The sequence below is a fragment of the Microbacterium sp. Be9 genome, assembly GCF_011754135.1.
GTDB lineage: Bacteria > Actinomycetota > Actinomycetes > Actinomycetales > Microbacteriaceae > Microbacterium > Microbacterium maritypicum_A.
This window is the reverse complement of sequence record NZ_WNWT01000004.1, coordinates 814,938-834,615: the sequence shown is the minus strand read 5'-3', so window position 1 is coordinate 834,615 and position 19,678 is coordinate 814,938. Positions and strand designations below refer to the sequence as shown.

Below are 19,678 nucleotides of genomic sequence, written 5' to 3'. Positions count from 1 at the left end.
TGACCTAGGCTGACGGTATGCGTCGCGTCATCGTCCTCGGCTCCACCGGTTCCATCGGCACCCAGGCACTGGATGTGATCCGTGCCAACCCTCGCCGATTCGAGCTGGTAGGCCTCGCTGCCGGGTCCAACGCCGAGATGTTGGAAGCGCAGGCCGCACAGTTCCAGGTCGAGTCGACTGCTCTCGGCGCGCTCGAGGCCGAGCAGCTGGTCCGTGACGTCGAGGCGGACGTGGTGCTCAACGCCATCACCGGCTCGATCGGACTGGGCTCGACGCTCGCGGCGCTGAAGGCGGGACGCACGCTCGCTCTCGCGAACAAGGAGTCCCTCATCGTCGGCGGCGACCTGGTCCTCGCCGCCGCCGCTCCCGGTCAGATCGTCCCGGTCGATTCCGAGCACTCGGCGCTCGCGCAAGCGCTCCTGGCCGGTACTCATGCCGAGGTGCGCCGCCTCGTGGTGACGGCCTCGGGCGGGCCGTTCCGCGGTCGCAGCCGCGCGGAGCTGACCGAGGTCACTCCGTCCGAGGCTCTCGCGCACCCGACATGGGACATGGGACGAATGGTCACGACCAACTCCGCGACCCTTGTCAACAAGGGACTCGAGGTGATCGAAGCGCACCTGCTGTTCGACGTCGCCTACGACGACATCGAGGTCGTGGTGCACCCGCAGTCCATCGTGCACTCGATGGTCGAGTTCATCGACGGTTCCACGATCGCACAGGCCTCCCCGCCCGACATGCGTCTGCCGATCTCCCTGGGTCTGGACTGGCCGCACCGCGTCGGTGGCGTCGGACGCCCCCTCGACTGGTCATCCGCCACTTCCTGGACGTTCGAGCCCCTCGACGCCGAGGCGTTCCCCTCCGTCGCACTCGCGAAGGCGGTGGGCCGCGCCGGCGGCACCTTCCCTGCTGTCTACAACGCCGCGAACGAACAAGCGGTCGACGCGTTCCACGAGGGACGGCTCTCGTTCCTCGGCATCGTGGACACGATCGCTCGGGTCGTCGACGCGCACGATGCGCCGGACGCCCTCACCGTCGAGACGCTCGCCGAGGCCGAGGCATGGGCGCGCTCGACGGCCGATCGGATGATCGCGGCGGTCTGATCGGGGACCAGGGCGGAGTCGCCCTGGTCGAGCAGGTCAATCCTCGTCGGGGTACGGGACCGGCCAGCGCGGATCGGGTACGGGCCAGCCGGCGTCGCGCAGCGCGCGGCGAGCGAGCTCGCGTGCGGAATACGGTGTGCGGACGCCGCGGATGTCGCGATAGTCCTGGTGCCCGGGGCCGGCCCACAGGATGGCGTCGCCGTCGCCGACCAGGCCGACGGCGGTGACGATGGCGTTCTCGGGCGGTGAGGCCTCGTGTATCTCGGCATCCGGTCGTGCCGTGCGGGCGCCCTCGATGAGGGTCGCCCGGATGGACGCGGGGTCCTCGAAACGGGGGTGGTGATCGGTGACGACGAGGATGTCACTGCCTTCGACCGCCGTGCGCGCCATGTCGAATCGCTTGCTCGCGTCGCGGTCGCCGTCGGCGCCGAAGAGCATCAGCACCTTGCCCGGTGTCACACGCCGGACGGCGGCGAGGGTCTTCTCGAATGCGTCGGGTGAGTGTCCGAAGTCGACGAAGACGGCAGGCCCACGATCGCCGGAGACGAGCTGGGTGCGACCGGGCAGGTAGGCGCGGATCCCCCCGTCGCGGGTGAGCGCATCGACGATGCGATCCCAGGCGTAGCCGCCCTCGAGGAGCATCACGATCGCCAGAGCCGCGTTGGCCGCCATGTGCGGTCCGATCACCGGAACCGTCGTGGTGAGGGACCCGGCGGGGCCGGTCATCGTGAAGGTCGTACCGGCGGCGCGCTCCTCGTCGATGACGACCACCCAGTCCGCGGCGGTCGCGGCGTCGGGATCGGCGGCGATCGACGGAGTGCCGACAGTGACGACCGGGATCTCGGCCCGGTCGACGACGACCGCACCGGACGGGGAATCCAGGCAGATGACCCCGCGCTGGGCGCGGTCGGGCCGGAAGAGGGGCAGCTTCGCCTCGAAGTACTCCTCCATGTCGGCGTAGTCGTCGAGATGATCGTGGCTCAGGTTCGTGAATCCGGCGACGTCGAACAAGATGCCGTCGACGCGGTGACGTGACAGCGCCTGTGCGCTGACCTCGACCGCGACGGCTTCGACCTGGCGCTCACGCATCAGCGCCAGGAGGGCGTGCATCTCGGATGCTTCGGGGGTGGTCAGGCGCGAGACGATGACCTCGCCCGCGATGTGACGTTCTGCGGTGGAGGAGAGGCCGGTGACCACGCCGATCTGATCGAGGATCCCCTCGAGCAGGTGGGAGACGCTGGTCTTGCCGTTGGTGCCCGTCGTCGCGAACAGCAGGGGGAGCGGGTCACCGGCGCCGGTGCCGTAGACCCACGCGCTGAGATCACCGAGCACGGCGCGAGGGTCGTCGACCACGAGGATCGGAAGCCCCGCGGCTTCGGCGATCTCCGCGCCAGCGTCGTCGGTGATGACGGCGACGGCACCCTTCTCAGCGGCGGTGACGGCGAAGTCCGCGCCATGCCGGTTGACGCCGCGGATCGCGACGAATGCCTCGCCGGGACGCAGGTCTGCCGTCGCGAGGGTGATGCCGGAGAGGGCGATTCCGTCGACATCGCCGCGGACGGTGCGGGCGAAACGGGAAGCGAGTTCGGACAGCTCACGCCGGGGCGGGTTCGCGGGGCGGAGCACGGGAGGCAGGCTCGGTTGTTGTTCAATCGACATGGCGCATCCATAATCTCACGACCGTGGTGGGAACCCTTCGCCGAGCGCCCCCTCGCGCGCCGCGTTGCGGAGCACGAGGGGGAGCTCGCGTCGTCAGGCTCGGCGTCGGTAGGCGAGGATCGCGACGACCAGGGCGGCGAAACCGGCGAGAAGCCCACCCGCCCCGAGCGCCACACCCAGGGGATCGGCGACCGTGGTCGGAGCCGTGCTCGCGGCCGCAGTGTCGGATTCGGTGTGCTCGCCGTGCCCGTCGGCGGCAGCGGCCGTGACGGAGACGACCGGAGCCGGCGCGTCGAGGCTGTGCGGATCCTGGCCGTTCTCGGCGATCTGCGTCCATTCGGTCGAGCCCTCGACGCACTGTTGGACCACGGGGAACGCCAGAGTGTCGGGGGTGGTCTCGTCCAGACCGACCCCCATGCTCACCGCGCCGCGAAGGTCGGTGGGCACCGGGGTGACCGCCGTATAGGTCACGGCGCTGACGAGACCGTCGTCGCCGCGCTCGACCTGGATGTCCCAGTCGGAGTCCATCGTCGGCGAGACGGATGCGAGCCCCTCGGGCATCGTGATGCGCAGCGCGGTGGTGGGGGAGTTCTCGCAGCCGTGGGAGAACGAGAACGTGAGCACGCCGTGGTCTCCCGCAGCGATCTCGTCGGGGCTGACGCCCACATGGGCACCTGCCATCGTGGGAACGGCCAGGGCGAGTGCGGCTCCGCCGAGGATACCGAGCGCGGCGCGTCGCAGAGTGAGCGAGCGCCGAGCGGTGGAGCGCAGGGTGGTGGGGCGCGGAGTGCGGGTACGGATGTTGCGGGACATGAGAGTTCTCCTGGTGCTCGAAGTGCGGGCGCGCCACGGTGGCGCATCTCCGCGAGAAAGGGACGCTGCCCGTGTCGGAGCAGCGGATTCGAGTGCGACGGATCAGTCGCGCAGGAGAGCGGGAGGCCCGCGCCTCGGCACAGCGGCCGAGATGGTGACGGCGAAGCTGGCGATGGTGGTCGACCGCAGCCGCGGCGGTCGGCGATGCGTGACCGGTGCCCCGGCGGACGCGCGCCGGAAGAGGGCATCCACCCAGCGGGCGACGGCCCGAACGACCGCTTCTGCGTGCCACACGAGAAGGGTCGTGAGTACCGCTGCGACGACGTGCGCGAACAGCATCAACATGCCAGGGGCTGCTGTGGGCGCCGTGGAAGAGAGGGCGCTCAGATCGAGATGATGGGCGTGACCGCCGCCTGCGATCGGAGCGGTACCGGTGGGCGAGCCCAGCAGTTGGAACACGACGTGGAAAGCGGCCTGTCCGAGGAACACGGCGATGGCGACACGACCGCGCGACTCACGGATGCCCACCAGGAGCGCCGACAGAGGGGTGAGCAGGGTCGCGACCGCCAGGATCAGCAGCATGTGCGGGACCGCTCCGCCGCCGAGGGTGTGCGAGAGGGCTGCGAGCAACGTCGCCACCGAGGAGACGGCGGCAGCGCGCACGAGTCGCAGCTGCCGGGCATTCACAGTCTCAGCCTAGCCGCGCGGGGTGCCGGGCGGATTCCTAGCTGTGGGCACTAACGTTGGCACGTGGAATTCCTGCTCTATCTGGCCGGCATCCTCTTCATGCTGATCGGCCTCGGGCTCTCGATCGGCCTGCATGAGGTGGGCCATCTCGTCCCCGCGAAGCTCTTCGGCGTGCGTGTCGGCCAGTACATGATCGGCTTCGGGCCGCGGCTGTGGTCCCGGCGCATCGGCGAGACCGAGTACGGGTTCAAGCTGCTCCCTCTAGGGGGCTTCATCTCGATGTCGGGCATGTACCCGGCGTCGAAGAACTCGGGCCCGGCGTCCGGCGTGTTCCGCTCGTTGATCCAGGACGCGCGCAGCGCCAACGACGAGACCATCGCCGAGGGTGCCGAGGATCGCGTCTTCTATCGTCTTCCCGTGTGGAAGCGCGTCGTCGTCATGCTCGGCGGGCCGGTGATGAACCTTCTCCTCGCGACCGTGATCTTCACCGTGCTGCTGTCGGGCATCGGCCTGCAGCAGGGAACGACGACGATCGCGTCCGTCACCGAGTGCGTCGTTCCGGCCGGTTCGACGGCGACCGAGTGCACACCCGATGACCCGGCCTCACCCGCCGCGGAAGCCGGGATCAAGCCGGGCGATGTGATCCTGTCCATCGACGGACAGCCCGTGTCGACGTTCGCCGAGGCGACGGCGATCGTGCAGGCCGCGCCAGGCGAGACGCTGGACATGGTCGTGAGCCGCGACGGGGCGGAGCAGTCGCTGAGCATCACGCCGATCGCCGCGGAACGCTCGATCACGGATGCCAGCGGCCAGCCCGTCCTCGATGAGGCCGGAAAGCCTGTCGTGAAGGAGGTCGGCTACGTCGGCATGGGCGCCCAGATGGGCTACGTGCAGCAGCCCCTCACCGCCGGCCCCGAGATGGCGGCGGACAGCACGGCGCGTGTCGCATCCTTGATCGTCACGCTCCCCGTGCGTCTATGGGACGTCGGCGTCTCACTCGTCACCGGCGGAGAACGCGACCCGAACGGACCGCTGAGCGTCGTCGGCGTCGGACGCCTCGCAGGAGAGGCGGCCGCTACCGATGCGCCGATCCTCAACCGGTTCGCGTTCCTGCTCGGTCTGCTGGGGTCGCTGAACATCGCGCTGTTCGTGTTCAACCTCATCCCGTTGCTCCCGCTCGACGGCGGTCACATCGTCGTGGCACTGTGGGACGGCATCAAGCGCGCGTGGGCCAAGCTCTTCCGCCGGCCCCCTCCGGCGCCCGTCGACGCGACCAAGCTCGTGCCGCTGACGGTGGTCGTCGCTGTGCTCCTGATCGGGATGGGAGCGCTGCTCCTGGTCGCCGACCTCTTCAACCCGGTCAACCTTCTCGGCTGAGTTCGCAGGCCTCGCCGGACCGCGCGGGAGGCGAACGCGAGCAGGGATTCCTGCTCAGGCCAGCGCGTGGGAGACGAGACGTTCGAGCGTGCGGATCCCGTCGCGGGACAGGATCGACTCCAGGTGTCCCTGCACCGAAGCGAAGTGGTCTCCGCGGAGCGCGTACACGTCTCCCGAGTCGGGGTCCGCCGAGACGTCGGCGGCGCCGACGACCGTCGTGCCCGGTGCGACCCGCGCGGTGAAGGTGTTGTAGAAGCCGATCGATGCGGTCTCCCCGAAGACCGGGACGGGCTTCTGCAGGCCCTGGTGAGGGGCATCGAGCGGAGTCAGGGCGATGCCGAGCTTGTCGGCGAGGATCTGGTGGCTGAGGCACACAGCGAGCAGCGGCGCGTCGGAGTCCAGTCGGCGGGCGACGACATCGCGCATCCTCGCGATGCGGGCGTTCCGTGTATCCCGAGGGTCGCCGGGGCCCGGGCCGGCGACGACCAGATCGGCGGCGTCCAAGTCCGCGTCCCGCACGTCGGCCCAGGGAGCGATCGTGACGGCGAGCCCGAGATGACGCAGCTGGTGGGCCAGCATCGTCGTGAACCGGTCCTCCGCGTCCACGACGAGAGCGGAGCGGCCGGCGAACGGACCGGTGAAGTCCTCGCCCTGCGGGTTGAGCCAGAACTCGGCCAGTCGGGCGTTGCGCGATGACAGCAGCTCGGCGACGGTCGGGTCGTCGGCGAGGGCGCGCGCGTCGCCGGGCGCGTCGGCGTCGCTACGTGCCTCTGCCACCCGGTCCCGGTCGATCGCGCCGATGGCGCCCAGGACGCCGGCGGCCTTCCCGTGGGTCTCGGAGACCTCGCCCATCGGATCGGAGTGTCGAACCAGCGTCGCGCCGACCGGAACGCTGAGGGTGCCGTCCTGGAGGTAGACGGTCCGGATGAGGATAGGCGCATCCAGGTCGTGCCCGCCGTCCGCATTCGGGGTGAACAGCGCGGCGACACCGGAGTAATAGCCGCGGGGCTTCTGCTCGTGACGGCGGATCACCGCGCAGGCGTTCTGCATGGGCGAACCTGTCACCGTCGGAGCGAACATCGTCTCGCGCAGGATGTCGCGGGGATCGAGGGCGCTGCGCCCACGGAGCATGTACTCGGTGTGCGTGAGTCGCGACATCTCCTTGAGGTGCGGGCCGGTGATGCGGCCGCCGTCGGAGCAGACGGCGCTCATCATCTTGAGTTCCTCGTCGACGACCATGAAGAGCTCCTCGGTCTCCTTGGTCGAGGCGAGGAAGTCGACCAGCGTCTCCTTCGTCGCCCCTCCCGCCGGATGACGGAAGGTCCCGGAGATCGGGTTCATCGTGACGACGCCCTCGCGGGCGACCACATGCGCCTCAGGGCTGGCCCCCACGGCGATGTGCCCAGGAGTGACGACAGCGAACGTCCAGTAGGCGCCGCGCTCGTGCGTGAGGAGAGCACGGAACCACGTGAGTGCCGCAGTGCGGTCCTCGACGTCGATGGTCGCGGTGAAGTCTCGACGGATGACGAAGTTCGCGCCCTCGCCGCGTCCGATCTCGTCGGCGATGACCGTCTCGACGATGGCCGCGTAGTCCGCGTCGGCGATGTCGAAGCCGTCGTCGTGGAGGGGGACGGGCGTGCTCGGGAGCGCGGGCAGAAGCTCGGCTGTCGGGAGGTGCAGGTGCTCGTCGACGATCACGCAGCGCAGCGGCGCCCCGTCGTCCTGGGCGACGAAGCCGCGTTCGCGCACCTGGCGATAGGGCACCATGGCGAACACCTCGCGCGGGGTGCCGTCGACCGAGAGGGGGATGTCGGCAAGCAGCTCGACGTCGACGACGTCCCCGCTGAGCAGCTCGACGGTGTCGGCGCCGTCGCGTGCGATGAGCACGAAGGATGCCGTGGGATCGGCGCTGAGCTCGGCGAGTCGTGAGAGGGTCATCGATGTCTCCTGTGCAGTGCTCCGGCTCGGCGCAACGAAAAGACCGCCCCGGAGGCGGTCTGAATTCGTGGGAACGCGAACACACCGCCTAGAAGGCGGGCCACCAGGTGAAGTTCGCGAGCATGGGGCCGAAACTACCACATCGCGAGCGAGGGCCACGGCGCGATGACATCACCAGATGCTGCCGCCGGCCTCCGTCGACTCGGCGTCGAGGGCGTGATCCACGATGAGGCGCAGGGCGCGCGCCAGTTGCGCGTCGGCGAGGTGCGGCCCGCCTGCAGGGACCGTGGTCGTCGACCACGGAAGGTGCACGAATCCGGCACGCGCATCCGGCCGGACCGCACCCACTGCCGTGTACAGCACGTGGTTGCACACGTAGGTTCCCGCAGAGAGCGACAGCTGCGCCGGCAGCCCTTCCGCGGTCAGAACCTGGAGCAGGCGCTTCACGGGAAGCGTCGAGAATCGCGCGGCGGGACCGCCGGCCTCGCTGGGAGCATCGACGGGCTGCTCGCCGTCGTTGTCGGGGATGCGGGCGTCGATCAGGTTGACACCGATGCGCTCGATCGCGACCCTGCTGCTCCCGCCGGCGAGCCCGGTGGCGATGACGACATCGGGGGAGTGCGCGCCGATCAGGGTCCGGAGCCGGTGAGCGGATGCCTCGAATGCGACCGGAAGTGTGGCCACCACGAGCTCGTGCGGACCGTCGTATGCGGCCGCGACCGCGTTCACGGCATCGGCAGACGGATTGCGGTCCGCCCCGTCGAAGGGGTCGAATCCGGTGAGGAGGACGACGGCCATGCCTCCAGCGTAGGTGCGTCTGTTCAGCCCACTTGCATCCAGGCGGCGTAGGCTTGGGGCGTGCCAGCAGTGAACCTCGGAATGCCGAAGATCCCCGAAGTCCTCGCCCCGCGCCGCAAGTCCCGGCAGATCAAGGTGGGCAAGGTGCTCGTGGGCGGCGACGCTCCGGTCAGCGTGCAGTCGATGACGACCACCAAGACGACCGACATCAACGGGACGCTGCAGCAGATCGCCGAGCTCACGGCTTCGGGCTGCGAGATCGTCCGCGTCGCGGTGCCGCATCAGGACGATGCCGATGCGTTGAAGATCATCGCGATGAAGAGCCAGATCCCCGTGATCGCCGACATCCACTTCCAGCCGCGCTACATCTACACGGCTATCGATGCCGGATGCGGGGCGGTGCGGGTGAATCCCGGCAACATCCGCGAGTTCGACGGCAACGTGGGCAAGATCGCCGAGGCCGCGAAGGCGGCGGGAGTCTCTCTGCGCATCGGCGTGAACGCCGGATCTCTGGATCGCCGCATCCTCAGCAAGTACGGCAAGGCGACGGCTGAGGCGCTGGTCGAGAGCGCCGTGTGGGAGGCGTCGCTGTTCGAGGAGCACGACTTCCACGACTTCAAGATCTCCGTCAAGCACAACGACCCCATCGTCATGGTCAAGGCGTATCGGCAGCTGGCCGAGCGGGGCGACTGGCCCCTTCACCTCGGTGTGACCGAGGCGGGGCCGGCGTTCCAGGGAACGATCAAGAGCGCCACCGCGTTCGGAATCCTCCTCGGCGAGGGCATCGGCGACACGATCCGCGTGTCGCTCTCGGCGCCGCCGGCCGAAGAGGTCAAGGTCGGACACCAGATCCTTCAGTCCCTCAACCTGCGCGAGCGCAAGCTCGAGATCGTCTCCTGCCCCTCATGCGGACGCGCTCAGGTCGACGTCTACACCCTGGCCGAGAACGTGACGGAGGGGCTCAAGGACATGACCGTTCCGCTGCGCGTCGCCGTGATGGGCTGCGTCGTCAACGGACCGGGCGAAGCGCGCGAGGCCGACCTCGGCGTGGCTTCGGGTAACGGCAAGGGGCAGATCTTCGTGAAGGGCGAGGTCATCAAGACCGTGCCGGAGGCCGACATCGTCGCCACCCTGATCGAAGAGGCCAACCGGATCGCCGCTGAGATGGGACCTGAGGCCCCGCTCGGCACGGCCCAGGTCGTCACGGCCTGAGCTCGGAGGAGCGCGAGATGTCGGATGTCACCCTGCCCACGCCTGTCCAGGTGATGGTCGATGCGATCAACGCGGCCGATACCGATGCGTTCGTCGATGCCTTCACCCCGGATGGGCATGTCAGCGATTGGGGCACGGTCAAGGCCGGCCCTGATGGGGTGCGCGAATGGGCAGGCAGCGACGCGATCGGCGCCGGAGCGCGGATGACCGTGCTCTCCGCCGAGACCGACGGCGACACGACCCGCATCCGCTTCGGATGGGCGAGCCGGGTCTTCAACGGAGAATCCGACGGCATCTTCGTCGTCGAGGGCGACAAGCTCGCCAGCTTCACCATCCCGCCGTCCCACTGACATTTCGTACCGGGGTCCGCCCCGCTCTCACGACGGCCCGACGGCCGCGAACACCGTCGAGATCACCGACGAATCCGAGGAGAACCATGTCGACGCCCACCACTGTGACCTTCTCGGACGGGACCATCGCCGGAGACGGCATCGTCACACGTGTGGAGAGCTTCGCCGACGGAGCGGTCGTCGTCGTCGACGCGACGCCCTTCCATCCGGTCGACCACACCTGGCCGGATCAGCCGGGCGACAGCGGAACCATCACGGCCGCCGGCGTCACGGTCACGGTGACCGAGGCTCTCATGGCCGCGATCTCTGACGAGGGCGAGTTCGCCGTGGGCCGCGAGATCCCGGTCAAGCGCGGTGCGGAGGGCTGGACGTGGCTGGTCGGGCATCGCATCGAGGGTGTCGTGCCGGCATCATTCGTTGAGGGAGCACCGGTGGCGCTCGCGGTCGACGGTGCCCGTCGCGCGGGACTCAGCCGCGGCCACACGGCATGTCATGTCGCTTCACTGGCGCTTGATCTGGCCCTCGTCGATCTCTGGCGGAAGGACCCGGGGGAGGACGCTCTCGGGAACCCCGACTTCGAGGGTCGCGCCAACCAGTCCAGTCGTATCCACGAGGACGGGGCCGTCGACGAATACCGGCTCGGCAAGAGTCTGCGCAGGGCAGGCTTCGACACCGAGACGTTCGCTGCGACCCTCGCCGACCGCGAGGCGCAGGTGAACGACCGACTGGCCGCTTGGATCGCCTCGGGCGCTTCCAGCAGCATCGAGGCCGAGGGGCCGACGATCGTCGACCGGCGTCGCTGGCACTGCTCCCTCCCAGAGGGCGAAGCCGTGATCCTCTGCGGGGGAACCCATGCCGACTCCCTCGCCGCGTTCGGATCGATCACGGTGTCGCTCGATCTCAGCGATCCCCAGCTCCTCGTCATGACGACCACGGCTGTCCCCGCCCCCTGACCTCAGCGCACGAACCCGGCCTGCAGCCGTCCGCCCGCTCGATCGAGCTCCTCCTCGACGCGGTCCGCGAAGGCTGCGAAGTCTCCGGCGAGCAGCGGCGCACTCAGCCGCTCGGTGCGCTCCTCGCTCAGAGCGCGCAATCGACGGGGGAGCCACTTCCCGGTGGCGATCCAGCGGCGGTCGCCTAGCAGCATCAGCTCCGCGATCCGCTCGAAGAGCTCATCGGCGACCACGCGTCGCCTATGAGCAGAAGGTCAGATCGCGAACTCGACCTCGCCCTTCGCGATGTCCGCACGCACAATGCGGAGTCGCACGACATCACCCGGCTCCGCACCCGGCGGCAGCGGTGCGGTCGCTGTCACGGCGGGGTCGGCGATCTGCACGGCTGCGCGTTCACCGCGCAGCTCGATCACGGTCGCCTCGATCGTCGTGCCGACCAGGGGCGTGAGCAGCGCGGCCTCGACACTGTTGATCGTCGCCGCGTTGAGGCGCGATGCACGCTGGCCGGATTCCTGCATGAGGGCGGGGAGCTCGCCGAGCGATGCGCGCGCCCATTCGGGGGCGGGCTCGCCGTTCGCGGCGGCGAGGCAGATCGCCAGTGCCCACCGGTCGACGAGTCGGCGCAGCGGAGCGGTCGCGTGGGCATAGGGCGCGGCGATGGCGGCCTGCACGGCGGCGCCCGGCGCTTCGCCGTCGAACACCAGGTACCCGGCTCCGCGGAACAGCGACGACGCGGCCTCCAGCACGGGGAGCGTCATCGGGTCGGCGCGGTCGAGCCCGCGAAGGTAGTCGCCGTATGCACCGGCCGTCCACGGGCGCCCGAGGGCCTCGGTCTGATGCCGGAAGGTCTCGAAAGCGGCCGCATCCGGCTCCGGCATCGTCCGGAGGATGCCGACTCCGGCGTCGAGCATGAGGGAAGCTGCGGCCATCCCGGTCATGAGCGAGAGCTGGGCGTTCCACTCCTCCACGGGAAGTGGGCGGCGTCGTTCGATCGCATAGGTGCCGTCTTCTGCACGCACGACCTCTTCGTCGGGCAGATTCAGGCTCGCTCCTCCTCTCAGGCGCTCCTGCTCCATGCGCAAGGCTCCGATCTCCGGGAGCAGTGCCGCCGGGCCGTCCTCGCCGCGGTCGATCGCCAGCTGCGTCGTCGTGTAGTCGAGCTGTGCGCGCGAACGGATCAGCGCGCGTTCCAGGCGGAAGTCGGAGACGACACCGCTGGAGTCGAGGGCGAAGGTCCACACCAGCGCCGGTCGGTCGACGTCGGCGAGCAGCGAGGCTCGATCCTCGCTCAGCACGCGTGGATGCAGCGGGATCGAACCATCCGCGGCATACAGTGTCTGTCCGCGACGCCGTGCCTCGGCATCCACCGCTCCGCCCGGTGCGACGAACCCCGGGACGTCGGCGATCGCGTAGCGAACGGTGTATCCGGTCCCCGCGCGCTCGAGGTGGAAGGCCTGATCGAGGTCGCGAGACCCTTCAGGGTCCAGCGTTGCGAAGGGGACGTCGCGAAGGTCGATCTGTGGCACGGGGGCGGTGGATGCCTCGGCCTCGGCGATGACCTCGTCGGGGAAGTCGAGGGGAGCATCGACAGATTCCCGCAGCCCGGCGAGTGCCGAGGCCAGCTCGGTCTGCGCAGCGGACGGGGCGACGTGTGATCGGCGCTGGGGCATGGCTCCACCCTAGGCGTGGCGATCAGGCGGAGCGGAATGAACCGGCCCCGTGGACGTCATCCCGCGTTAGCGTGGAGTCATGACCACTGCAGCCAAGGCCCAGACCCTTGTCGGACTCTATGACGCACCGGAGATCCTTCGCGTCGTGAATGTGTGGGACGTCGTCTCCGCGCGGGCGGTCGCCGCCCTCCCCGAGACCCAGGCGATCGCCACCGCCGGACACGGCATCGCGGCGTCGTTCGGCTATGACGACGGCGCCACGCCGCGCGAGATCATGATCGACATGGTGGGTCGCATCGCGGCCGCCGTCCATGTGCCCGTGACCGCCGATCTCGACGACGGATACGGCGACGCGGGGGAGACCACCCGCCTCGCCATCGGGGCAGGCGTCGTCGGCGCGAACGTCGAGGACCGACTCAAGCCGCTCGACGAGTCCGTCGCCTCCGTCGAGGCGATCGTGAAGGCGGCGGAGGCCGAGGGCGTCCCGTTCGCCCTCAATGCGCGCACGGACGCCTTCGTCCGCGCCGGCGGTCGGCCCGTGCAGGAGAGCATCGCCGATGCCATCCAGCGTGGGCGGGCTTACCTCGACGCCGGAGCGACCGCGGTGTTCGTGCCCGGCATCCTCGACATGAACGTCACGCGTCAGCTCGTCGAGGGCATCGGCGAGCGCAAGATCAGCGTCATCGGGATTCCGGGTGCCCTCGCGGCCTCGGAGTACGAGAAGCTCGGTGTCGCGCGCATCTCCTACGGTCCGCTCCCGCAGCGGGTCGCGCTGACGGCGCTGCAGGAGCTGGCGGCCGACCTGTACGCCGGCGGCGTCGTACCCGCGAACCTTCCGGCGCTCAACTGACGTCGTCGAAGACGAGTGACCACGGCTCACTAGACTTGCTCCGTGGTCACTCGTCTTTCGAACTTCTTCCTCCGCACGCTCCGTGAAGACCCTGCAGGCGCAGAGGTCGCCAGCCACCGGCTGCTGATCCGGGCCGGGTACATCCGCCCGCAGGCCGCCGGCATCTTCGCGTGGCTGCCACTGGGTCTCCGCGTCAAGTCGAAGATCGAGACCGTCGTCCGCGAGGAGATGGCCGCCGCAGGCGCACAGGAGGTGCACTTCCCGGCGCTCATGCCCCGTGAGTCCTATGAGGCCACCGGCCGCTGGGACGAGTACGGCGACCTGCTCTTCCGTCTGCAGGATCGCAAGGGCGGCGACTATCTGCTCGCGCCCACCCACGAAGAGGCCTTCACTCTGCTCGTGAAGGACCTGTACTCCTCGTACAAGGATTTGCCGCTCACGATCTACCAGATCCAGGACAAGTACCGCGACGAGGCGCGCCCGCGGGCGGGCCTGCTCCGTGGACGCGAGTTCACGATGAAGGACGCGTACTCGTTCGACTCTTCCGATGAGGGGCTGGACGCCAGCTACCAGGCGCAGCGCGACGCGTACGAGCGCATCTTCCAGCGTCTCGGTCTCGAGTACGTCATCGTCCAGGCCGATGCGGGGGCGATGGGCGGATCCCGCAGCGAGGAGTTCCTGCACCCGACTCCGGTCGGCGAAGACACCTTCGTCCGCAGCGCCGGCGGCTATGCAGCGAACGTCGAGGCGTTCACCACCGCGGTGCCCGAGGCGATCGCGTACGACGCCGACGAGTCCCCGGTGATCTTCGACTCTCCCGACACACCGACCATCGAGACGCTGGTCGCGCATGTCAACCGAGAGCTCGAGGGCGAGTACACCGCAGGCGACACGCTCAAGAATGTCGTGCTCGCGCTGACCCACCTCGACGGCACCCGCGAACTCGTGATCGTCGGCATCCCCGGCGACCGTGAGGTCGACGAGAAGCGCGCCGAGGTCGCCTTCGCGCCTGCCGAGGTCGAGACCGCCACAGCGGACGACTTCGAGAACAACCCGCTGCTCGTGAAGGGCTACATCGGCCCCTGGTCACCCACCGGTGCGGTGCTCGGCGAGGAGTCGGCCACGGGCATCCGGTATCTTGTCGACCCGCGCGTCAGCGAGGGCACCAGCTGGATCACCGGCGCGAACATCGACGAGAAGCACGCGCACTCCGTCGTGGCCGGGCGAGACTTCGCCGCGGACGGCATCGTCGAGATCGCGAACGTGCGCGCCGGGGACCCGGCTCCCGACGGCTCGGGCCCGGTGGAGCTCGCGCGCGGCATGGAGATCGGACACGTCTTCCAGCTGGGCCGGAAGTACGCCGAGGCTCTGGGGCTGAAGGTGCTGAACGAGAACGGCAAGCTCGTCACCGTCACGATGGGCTCGTACGGCATCGGCGTGACCCGTATCCTCGCGATCATCGCCGAGCTCAACAATGACGACAAGGGCCTCATCTGGCCGGCGTCGGTCGCACCGTTCGACGTGCAGGTCGTCGCGGCAGGTCGTGATCAGGTCGCATTCGAGGTGGCGGAAGGTATCTCCGCGCAGCTCGAGGCCGCCGGCCTCGATGTGCTGTACGACGACCGCCCCAAAGTGTCGCCCGGTGTGAAGTTCGGCGATGCCGAGCTCGTCGGAGTGCCGAAGATCGTCATCGTCGGCCGCGGGGCCACCGACGGCCAGGTCGAGCTGTGGGATCGCGCCACGGGGGACCGTGACGCGATCTCCGTCGACGAGGTCGTCGAGCGCCTCACCGTCGCACGCTGAGATCCACGGCCGCGTCGTCAGCAGACGATGCGGCCGTGGTTCATGATGTCGTCGTCCGGCGTATCGCGGGTGACGAGGGACTTGAGCGCTCCGGCAGCGAGGGCGAGTTTTCCCTTCGACGGCTCCCAGAACTCCGTGACCTTCGGAGTCACCTTGAGGAGAGCGATGCCCGGGGTGTCGAGGCCGTCGGCGAACCAGATCTCCAGCGACGCCGAGTAGAGCTCTTCCATCTTCGCGCGGTCGTGCACGACCTCTGCCGTTCCCGCGACGGACACGTAGCGCATCCCCTTCGCATCGCAGTAGGCGAGGCCGACATCGCGGTGCTTGCGCGCCTCATCGACCTTCTCGGTGTCTTCGGCCGTGAAGAACCAGATGTCGCCGTCGTCGTCCATCTGCCGGGTCGACATAGGCCGACTCACGAGGTTGCCGTCGTCGTCGGTGGTGGTGAGCATCGTGATGTCGATGTCCTCCACGAGCTCGACGACGCGGGCGAGGGCTTCGGGTCCTGTGATCTCGGTCATGACGTCAGCGTGCCGCCTGCGGGCGTCGTGGTCACGGGCATTGACACCGTGGCGGTGTCGTGACAGGGAGGCGACGGCGTCTCGCGGCGACACCCCGGCGTTGCGGCCCGTCGTCGCACTGCCGCATGACACCCTGGTGACATGATCGACGCACCCCTCCCCGAAGCCCTCAGCTCCGAGATCAACGCCGTCCTCGACGATGCGGGAGTGCATACCGACCGCAGGCTTGTGATGCGGATGCTGCGCACCGCGATCCTGCTCGGCGAAGACGGCGCCGATCGGCTCGACCTGAAGATCGCCTCGGCGGCGTTGGCCGAGATGCGTGACGCGTTCCGCCTGTTCGCGCCGTTCCGGGGAGTCCCCAAGGTGACGGTGTTCGGGTCGGCCCGAACCCGGCAGGACGATCCGCTCTACCTCACCGCCCGCGACGTCGCCGCCGCACTGGCCGGCGACGGCTGGATGGTCGTCACGGGAGCCGGCCCCGGCATCATGCAGGCGGCTTCCGAGGGCGCGGGCCCCGCGCTCTCCCTGGGGGTCTCCATCCGCCTGCCCTTCGAGGAGAAGCCCAACGGCTTCGTCGCGGGCCAGGACCACGTGGTCGCGATGAAGTACTTCTTCACCCGCAAGCTCATGCTCATCAAGGAATCGCTCGGATTCATCTGCCTCCCTGGCGGCTTCGGCACGCTCGACGAGATGTTCGAGCTGCTCACGCTGCAGCAGACGGGGAAGGCGGAGCCGACGCCCATCGTGCTCCTCGACGAGCCGGGCGGCACCTTCTGGCAGGGGCTGCGGAGCTTCATCGACGACCACCTCGCCCCGACCGGCGTCATCTCGGAGGGCGACTTCGACCGCGTCGTCATCACCGATTCGGTCGACGCGGCCCGGGCGGAGATCACCGGGTTCTGGCACAACTACGACTCGCTGCGATGGGTCGGCGACGCGCTGGTGCTGCGTCTGCGGGCCGAGCCGACGGATGCCGAGATCGAGACGCTCAACGAGCAGTTCGCCTCGATGCTCTCGTCGGGACGGATCGAGCGGACGACGCCGCGGCCGCCGGAGGTGGCCGACGACGACAACCTCGACCTGCCGCGTCTGATCCTGCACCTGGATCAGCGCCAGGTGGGCAACCTGTTCCGGCTGATCGGTGCGATCAACGCACTTCCGTCTGCTCCCGCGCGGTGATACGGGCGGCGAAGTCCGCGAGGTCGACCGGCCGATCGAGGATGCGCTCCGCGGCCCTGTGCCCGGAGTAGAACGCCGCGCCGACCGTCGCCGGCTCGTCACCCCAGGTGGCCTCGCCGGCGAAATGCAGAACGCCGTCGACGGGTCCCGCCAGCGCGTCATGATCGTGATGCGTCGAGCCCAGCGCGAGGTGCGAGTAGGAGCCGTTCGAGAACTCGTCCTCACCCCAGCGGGTGACCCAGTGAGCGAGTGGCTCGCCGACGGCGTCCCCGTAGAGGAGACGCAGCGCGCTGACCGCGTCGGCGACGATCTCGTCGTCCGGACGGTTCTGCATCCGGCGGCCGAACGGCCCGGCGGCAAAGGTCAGCAGGGTGGGGATGCCGCTGACGGCGGAGACGTCGTACCAGGAATGCCAGTGCTCGCCCGCCTCGCCGAGCGCGCGGATCACATAGCTCTCCTCGTTCCAGAACCGCTCGGGGAATTGGACGAACACCTTGTTGAAGACGCCCATCCCCAGCCGTGAGACGGGACCGGCGACCGCATCCGGCAAAGCCGGTTCGAAGGTGATCGTCCCGGCTTTGAGCACGCCGAGCGGCACGGTGACGATCGCTCGGTCTGCGCGGTACTCGGTGCCGCCCGCGTGCACGACGACTCCGTCCGCCGAGCGGCTCACCCGGGTCACGACGGTCTTCAGCCGCACGTCGAGGCCGGCCCCGATGCGCCGCGGCAGCTCGTCGTACCCGCGAGGGAAGATCACCTCGTCTCCGTCGATCGCATCCTCGTCGAGACCGTGCGCGTCGAGGTCGCCGATCCACGCGCCGCACTGCTCCTCGACCCGATGGCGGAAGAACTCGCGGACGTCGTCGATGCGCTCGGGCGACAGCCCCGACCGGTCGAGAGCGCGTTCGGTGACATCGAGATAGGTGTCGCCGGAGGAGGACGCGGCGATCTCCTCGACGAGAAGACGGTCCGCGAGTTCGACGTCGGCGACCCATCGCGAGGTGGCTGCCTCGTCCATGGCACGACCCGTGCCATCGAAGTTCTCGATCGGTCGACCACCCACCTGGAAGCTGCCCACCGTGTACTCGATCGCCGGGATCCTGAGCGCGTGGACGAGGCTCCACAGCGGCGAGTCCTCGATGCCGTGGATCCACGATGCACCGAGATCGACGGAGAATCCGGCACTTCGGTCGGTGTGCATCCGGCCCCCGATGCGGTCACGTCCTTCGAGGACGACGACACTCCGGCCCGCGTCGGCGAGCATGCGGGCGCTCGTGAGCCCCGACATCCCCGCGCCGATCACGATCGTGTCGAATGTGCTCACGTGCTCCTCCTCGAGCGGCTCCGGATCCCGACACCGCCGCCGCCGTGCGAGGGCCGGTGGGCACAGGGTATCGTGGTACGGATGTCGCGCGTGCGAACAGGCGCGACGAGAGCTGAATAGAGAGGCCGTCATGGACATCGAACTGAGTCTGCTGCGAGGGATCGAGAAGGAGAAGGCGATCCCCTTCGATGAGCTCGTCGCGATCATCGAACAGGCGATCCTGACCGCGTACTCCAAGCACGTCTCCGCCGACGGCGTCACTCCCGAGGGCGTCCGCGTGGATCTCGACCGCAAGACCGGCCACGTCGCCGTGCTGCAGGTCGTCAAGGACGAAGAGGGCGCGATCATCGGCGAGGAAGACGCCACGCCGGACGACTTCGGGCGTATCGCGGCGTTCGCGGCCAAGCAGGTCATCAGCCAGCGTCTGCGCGACATCGCGGACGACGTCGTGCTCGGTGACTTCAAGGACAAAGAGGGCGACATCGTCGCCGGTGTGATCCAGCAGGGCCCGAACCCCCGCATGATCCACGTCGATCTCGGAGCCGTCGAGGCGATCCTGCCGCCGGAGGAGCAGGTTCCCGGCGAGGAGTACACGCACGGCTCGCGTCTGCGCGTGTATGTCACCAGTGTCGCCAAGGGTCTCAAGGGGCCGCAGATCACGGTCTCGCGCACGCACCCCGGCCTGGTCCGCAAGCTCTTCGCCCTCGAAGTGCCCGAGATCGCTGCCGGTCTGGTCGAGATCGTCGCCCTGGCCCGCGAGGCCGGTCACCGCACGAAGATCGCGGTGAAGGCGAACGACCCGTCGATCAACGCCAAGGGTGCCTGCATCGGCGAGCTCGGGCGTCGCGTGCGCGCCGTGACCGAGGAACTCGCGGGCGAGAAGATCGACATCGTCGACTACGACGCCGATCTGCCGACCTTCGTGGCGCACGCGCTCTCACCGGCCAAGGTGACGAGCTCTTTCGTGCTCGACGCCAGCACCAAGGCCGTCCGTGCCCTGGTGCCCGATTACCAGCTGTCGCTGGCGATCGGTAAGGAAGGTCAGAACGCTCGTCTGGCCGCCAAGCTCACCGGCGCGAAGATCGACATCCAGCCGGACAGCGTCCTCGACTGACACGGCTTCGGCCTTCCGCCGCGCCCGGGAGCGGGCGAGGTGGGGTGAAACGCAGGTGTAATATGGAACCCGTACGAACGTGCGTCGGTTGTCGCATGCGTGCTCCCCGCTCCACCCTTCTCCGGGTGGTGGCCCAGAACGACACCCTCATCCCCGATGAGCGTGCTGTCCTGCCGGGGCGTGGCGCGTGGGTGCATCCGACAGCTGAATGCATGGCGGCCGCTCTGCGGCGGCGAGCTTTCGGACGAGCACTGCGTGTGACCACTCAGCTGGACACACGGACCTTCGAACAGCACCCACCAAGAAACAAAGGCTGAACAGCTATGG

The 19,678-nt window shown here is 68.9% G+C and carries 19 protein-coding genes; 10 read left to right on the top strand and 9 right to left on the bottom strand.

The genetic code is table 11. The features are described 5' to 3' along the window. Positions 1-17 precede the first annotated feature (17 nt). Positions 18-1,100, top strand: a complete 1,083-nt coding sequence (dxr, locus tag GLO27_RS08225) for a 1-deoxy-D-xylulose-5-phosphate reductoisomerase (protein ID WP_167254352.1) — start codon at positions 18-20, stop codon at positions 1,098-1,100. A gap of 36 nt (positions 1,101-1,136) precedes the next feature. On the opposite strand, the gene GLO27_RS08220 is transcribed toward dxr, so the two are convergent. The 3 genes from GLO27_RS08220 to GLO27_RS08210 all read right to left on the bottom strand — a co-directional run bounded on the left by GLO27_RS08220 (position 1,137) and on the right by GLO27_RS08210 (position 4,259). Continuing rightward, a complete protein-coding gene (locus tag GLO27_RS08220; RefSeq protein ID WP_208323571.1) occupies positions 1,137-2,759 on the bottom strand; it encodes a UDP-N-acetylmuramoyl-L-alanyl-D-glutamate--2,6-diaminopimelate ligase in 1,623 nt (540 codons plus the stop codon). A 93-nt stretch (positions 2,760-2,852) separates the two neighbouring features. After that, the gene (locus tag GLO27_RS08215) at positions 2,853-3,572 is read right to left on the bottom strand and encodes a YcnI family protein (protein WP_167254350.1); all 720 of its coding nucleotides are present in this window, start codon (positions 3,570-3,572) and stop codon (positions 2,853-2,855) included. A gap of 102 nt (positions 3,573-3,674) precedes the next feature. Beyond that, positions 3,675-4,259: a hypothetical protein gene (locus tag GLO27_RS08210; RefSeq protein ID WP_167254348.1), complete on the bottom strand. Its 585-nt coding sequence runs from the start codon at positions 4,257-4,259 to the stop codon at positions 3,675-3,677. Positions 4,260-4,322: 63 nt separating this feature from the next. Between GLO27_RS08210 and GLO27_RS08205 the strand changes: the two genes are divergently transcribed. Next, positions 4,323-5,636, top strand: a complete 1,314-nt coding sequence (locus GLO27_RS08205) for a M50 family metallopeptidase (RefSeq protein WP_021199389.1) — start codon at positions 4,323-4,325, stop codon at positions 5,634-5,636. A 54-nt stretch (positions 5,637-5,690) separates the two neighbouring features. Here the strand turns inward: GLO27_RS08205 and GLO27_RS08200 are convergent, their stop codons facing one another. Together GLO27_RS08200 and GLO27_RS08195 are read right to left on the bottom strand one after the other, a co-directional pair. Further along, on the bottom strand, positions 5,691-7,574 hold the full coding sequence (locus tag GLO27_RS08200) for a chorismate-binding protein (RefSeq protein WP_021199390.1): 1,884 nt from the start codon (positions 7,572-7,574) through the stop codon (positions 5,691-5,693). Positions 7,575-7,745: 171 nt separating this feature from the next. Continuing rightward, positions 7,746-8,372 (bottom strand): pyroglutamyl-peptidase I, encoded by a 627-nt coding sequence (locus tag GLO27_RS08195; RefSeq protein WP_167254346.1) that lies wholly within the window; start codon positions 8,370-8,372, stop codon positions 7,746-7,748. A gap of 81 nt (positions 8,373-8,453) precedes the next feature. On the opposite strand from GLO27_RS08195, the gene ispG reads away from it, so the two are divergent. From ispG to GLO27_RS08180, 3 genes are all read left to right on the top strand, one after another. Beyond that, positions 8,454-9,584, top strand: a complete 1,131-nt coding sequence (gene ispG, locus GLO27_RS08190) for a flavodoxin-dependent (E)-4-hydroxy-3-methylbut-2-enyl-diphosphate synthase (protein WP_021199392.1) — start codon at positions 8,454-8,456, stop codon at positions 9,582-9,584. A gap of 17 nt (positions 9,585-9,601) precedes the next feature. Then, positions 9,602-9,934 (top strand): nuclear transport factor 2 family protein, encoded by a 333-nt coding sequence (locus GLO27_RS08185; RefSeq protein ID WP_136023690.1) that lies wholly within the window; start codon positions 9,602-9,604, stop codon positions 9,932-9,934. A gap of 86 nt (positions 9,935-10,020) precedes the next feature. Then, a complete protein-coding gene (locus GLO27_RS08180; RefSeq protein ID WP_167254344.1) occupies positions 10,021-10,887 on the top strand; it encodes a hypothetical protein in 867 nt (288 codons plus the stop codon). A gap of 2 nt (positions 10,888-10,889) precedes the next feature. On the opposite strand, the gene GLO27_RS08175 is transcribed toward GLO27_RS08180, so the two are convergent. Next, positions 10,890-11,120: a hypothetical protein gene (locus tag GLO27_RS08175; RefSeq protein ID WP_167254342.1), complete on the bottom strand. Its 231-nt coding sequence runs from the start codon at positions 11,118-11,120 to the stop codon at positions 10,890-10,892. Positions 11,121-11,141: 21 nt separating this feature from the next. Next, positions 11,142-12,557, bottom strand: coding sequence for an RNB domain-containing ribonuclease (locus tag GLO27_RS08170; protein ID WP_167254341.1), 1,416 nt, complete (start codon positions 12,555-12,557; stop codon positions 11,142-11,144). 79 nt (positions 12,558-12,636) lie between these two features. On the opposite strand from GLO27_RS08170, the gene GLO27_RS08165 reads away from it, so the two are divergent. After that, on the top strand, positions 12,637-13,407 hold the full coding sequence (locus tag GLO27_RS08165) for an isocitrate lyase/phosphoenolpyruvate mutase family protein (RefSeq protein ID WP_021199397.1): 771 nt from the start codon (positions 12,637-12,639) through the stop codon (positions 13,405-13,407). Positions 13,408-13,449: 42 nt separating this feature from the next. Further along, positions 13,450-15,210: a proline--tRNA ligase gene (locus GLO27_RS08160; RefSeq protein ID WP_029258181.1), complete on the top strand. Its 1,761-nt coding sequence runs from the start codon at positions 13,450-13,452 to the stop codon at positions 15,208-15,210. 17 nt (positions 15,211-15,227) lie between these two features. On the opposite strand, the gene GLO27_RS08155 is transcribed toward GLO27_RS08160, so the two are convergent. Continuing rightward, a complete protein-coding gene (locus GLO27_RS08155) occupies positions 15,228-15,731 on the bottom strand; it encodes a pyridoxamine 5'-phosphate oxidase family protein (RefSeq protein WP_167254340.1) in 504 nt (167 codons plus the stop codon). Positions 15,732-15,872: 141 nt separating this feature from the next. Between GLO27_RS08155 and GLO27_RS08150 the strand changes: the two genes are divergently transcribed. Continuing rightward, the gene (locus tag GLO27_RS08150; protein ID WP_021199400.1) at positions 15,873-16,913 is read left to right on the top strand and encodes a TIGR00730 family Rossman fold protein; all 1,041 of its coding nucleotides are present in this window, start codon (positions 15,873-15,875) and stop codon (positions 16,911-16,913) included. On the opposite strand, the gene GLO27_RS08145 is transcribed toward GLO27_RS08150, so the two are convergent. Next, positions 16,882-18,237, bottom strand: a complete 1,356-nt coding sequence (locus tag GLO27_RS08145) for an NAD(P)/FAD-dependent oxidoreductase (RefSeq protein WP_167254339.1) — start codon at positions 18,235-18,237, stop codon at positions 16,882-16,884. The genes GLO27_RS08150 and GLO27_RS08145 overlap by 32 nt on opposite strands. Positions 18,238-18,367: 130 nt before the next feature. Here GLO27_RS08145 and nusA point away from each other — a divergent pair, with 130 nt between their 5' ends. Continuing rightward, the gene (nusA, locus tag GLO27_RS08140) at positions 18,368-19,351 is read left to right on the top strand and encodes a transcription termination factor NusA (protein ID WP_021199402.1); all 984 of its coding nucleotides are present in this window, start codon (positions 18,368-18,370) and stop codon (positions 19,349-19,351) included. Positions 19,352-19,413: 62 nt separating this feature from the next. After that, positions 19,414-19,668: a YlxR family protein gene (locus GLO27_RS08135; RefSeq protein WP_081860063.1), complete on the top strand. Its 255-nt coding sequence runs from the start codon at positions 19,414-19,416 to the stop codon at positions 19,666-19,668. Positions 19,669-19,678: the final 10 nt, after the last annotated feature.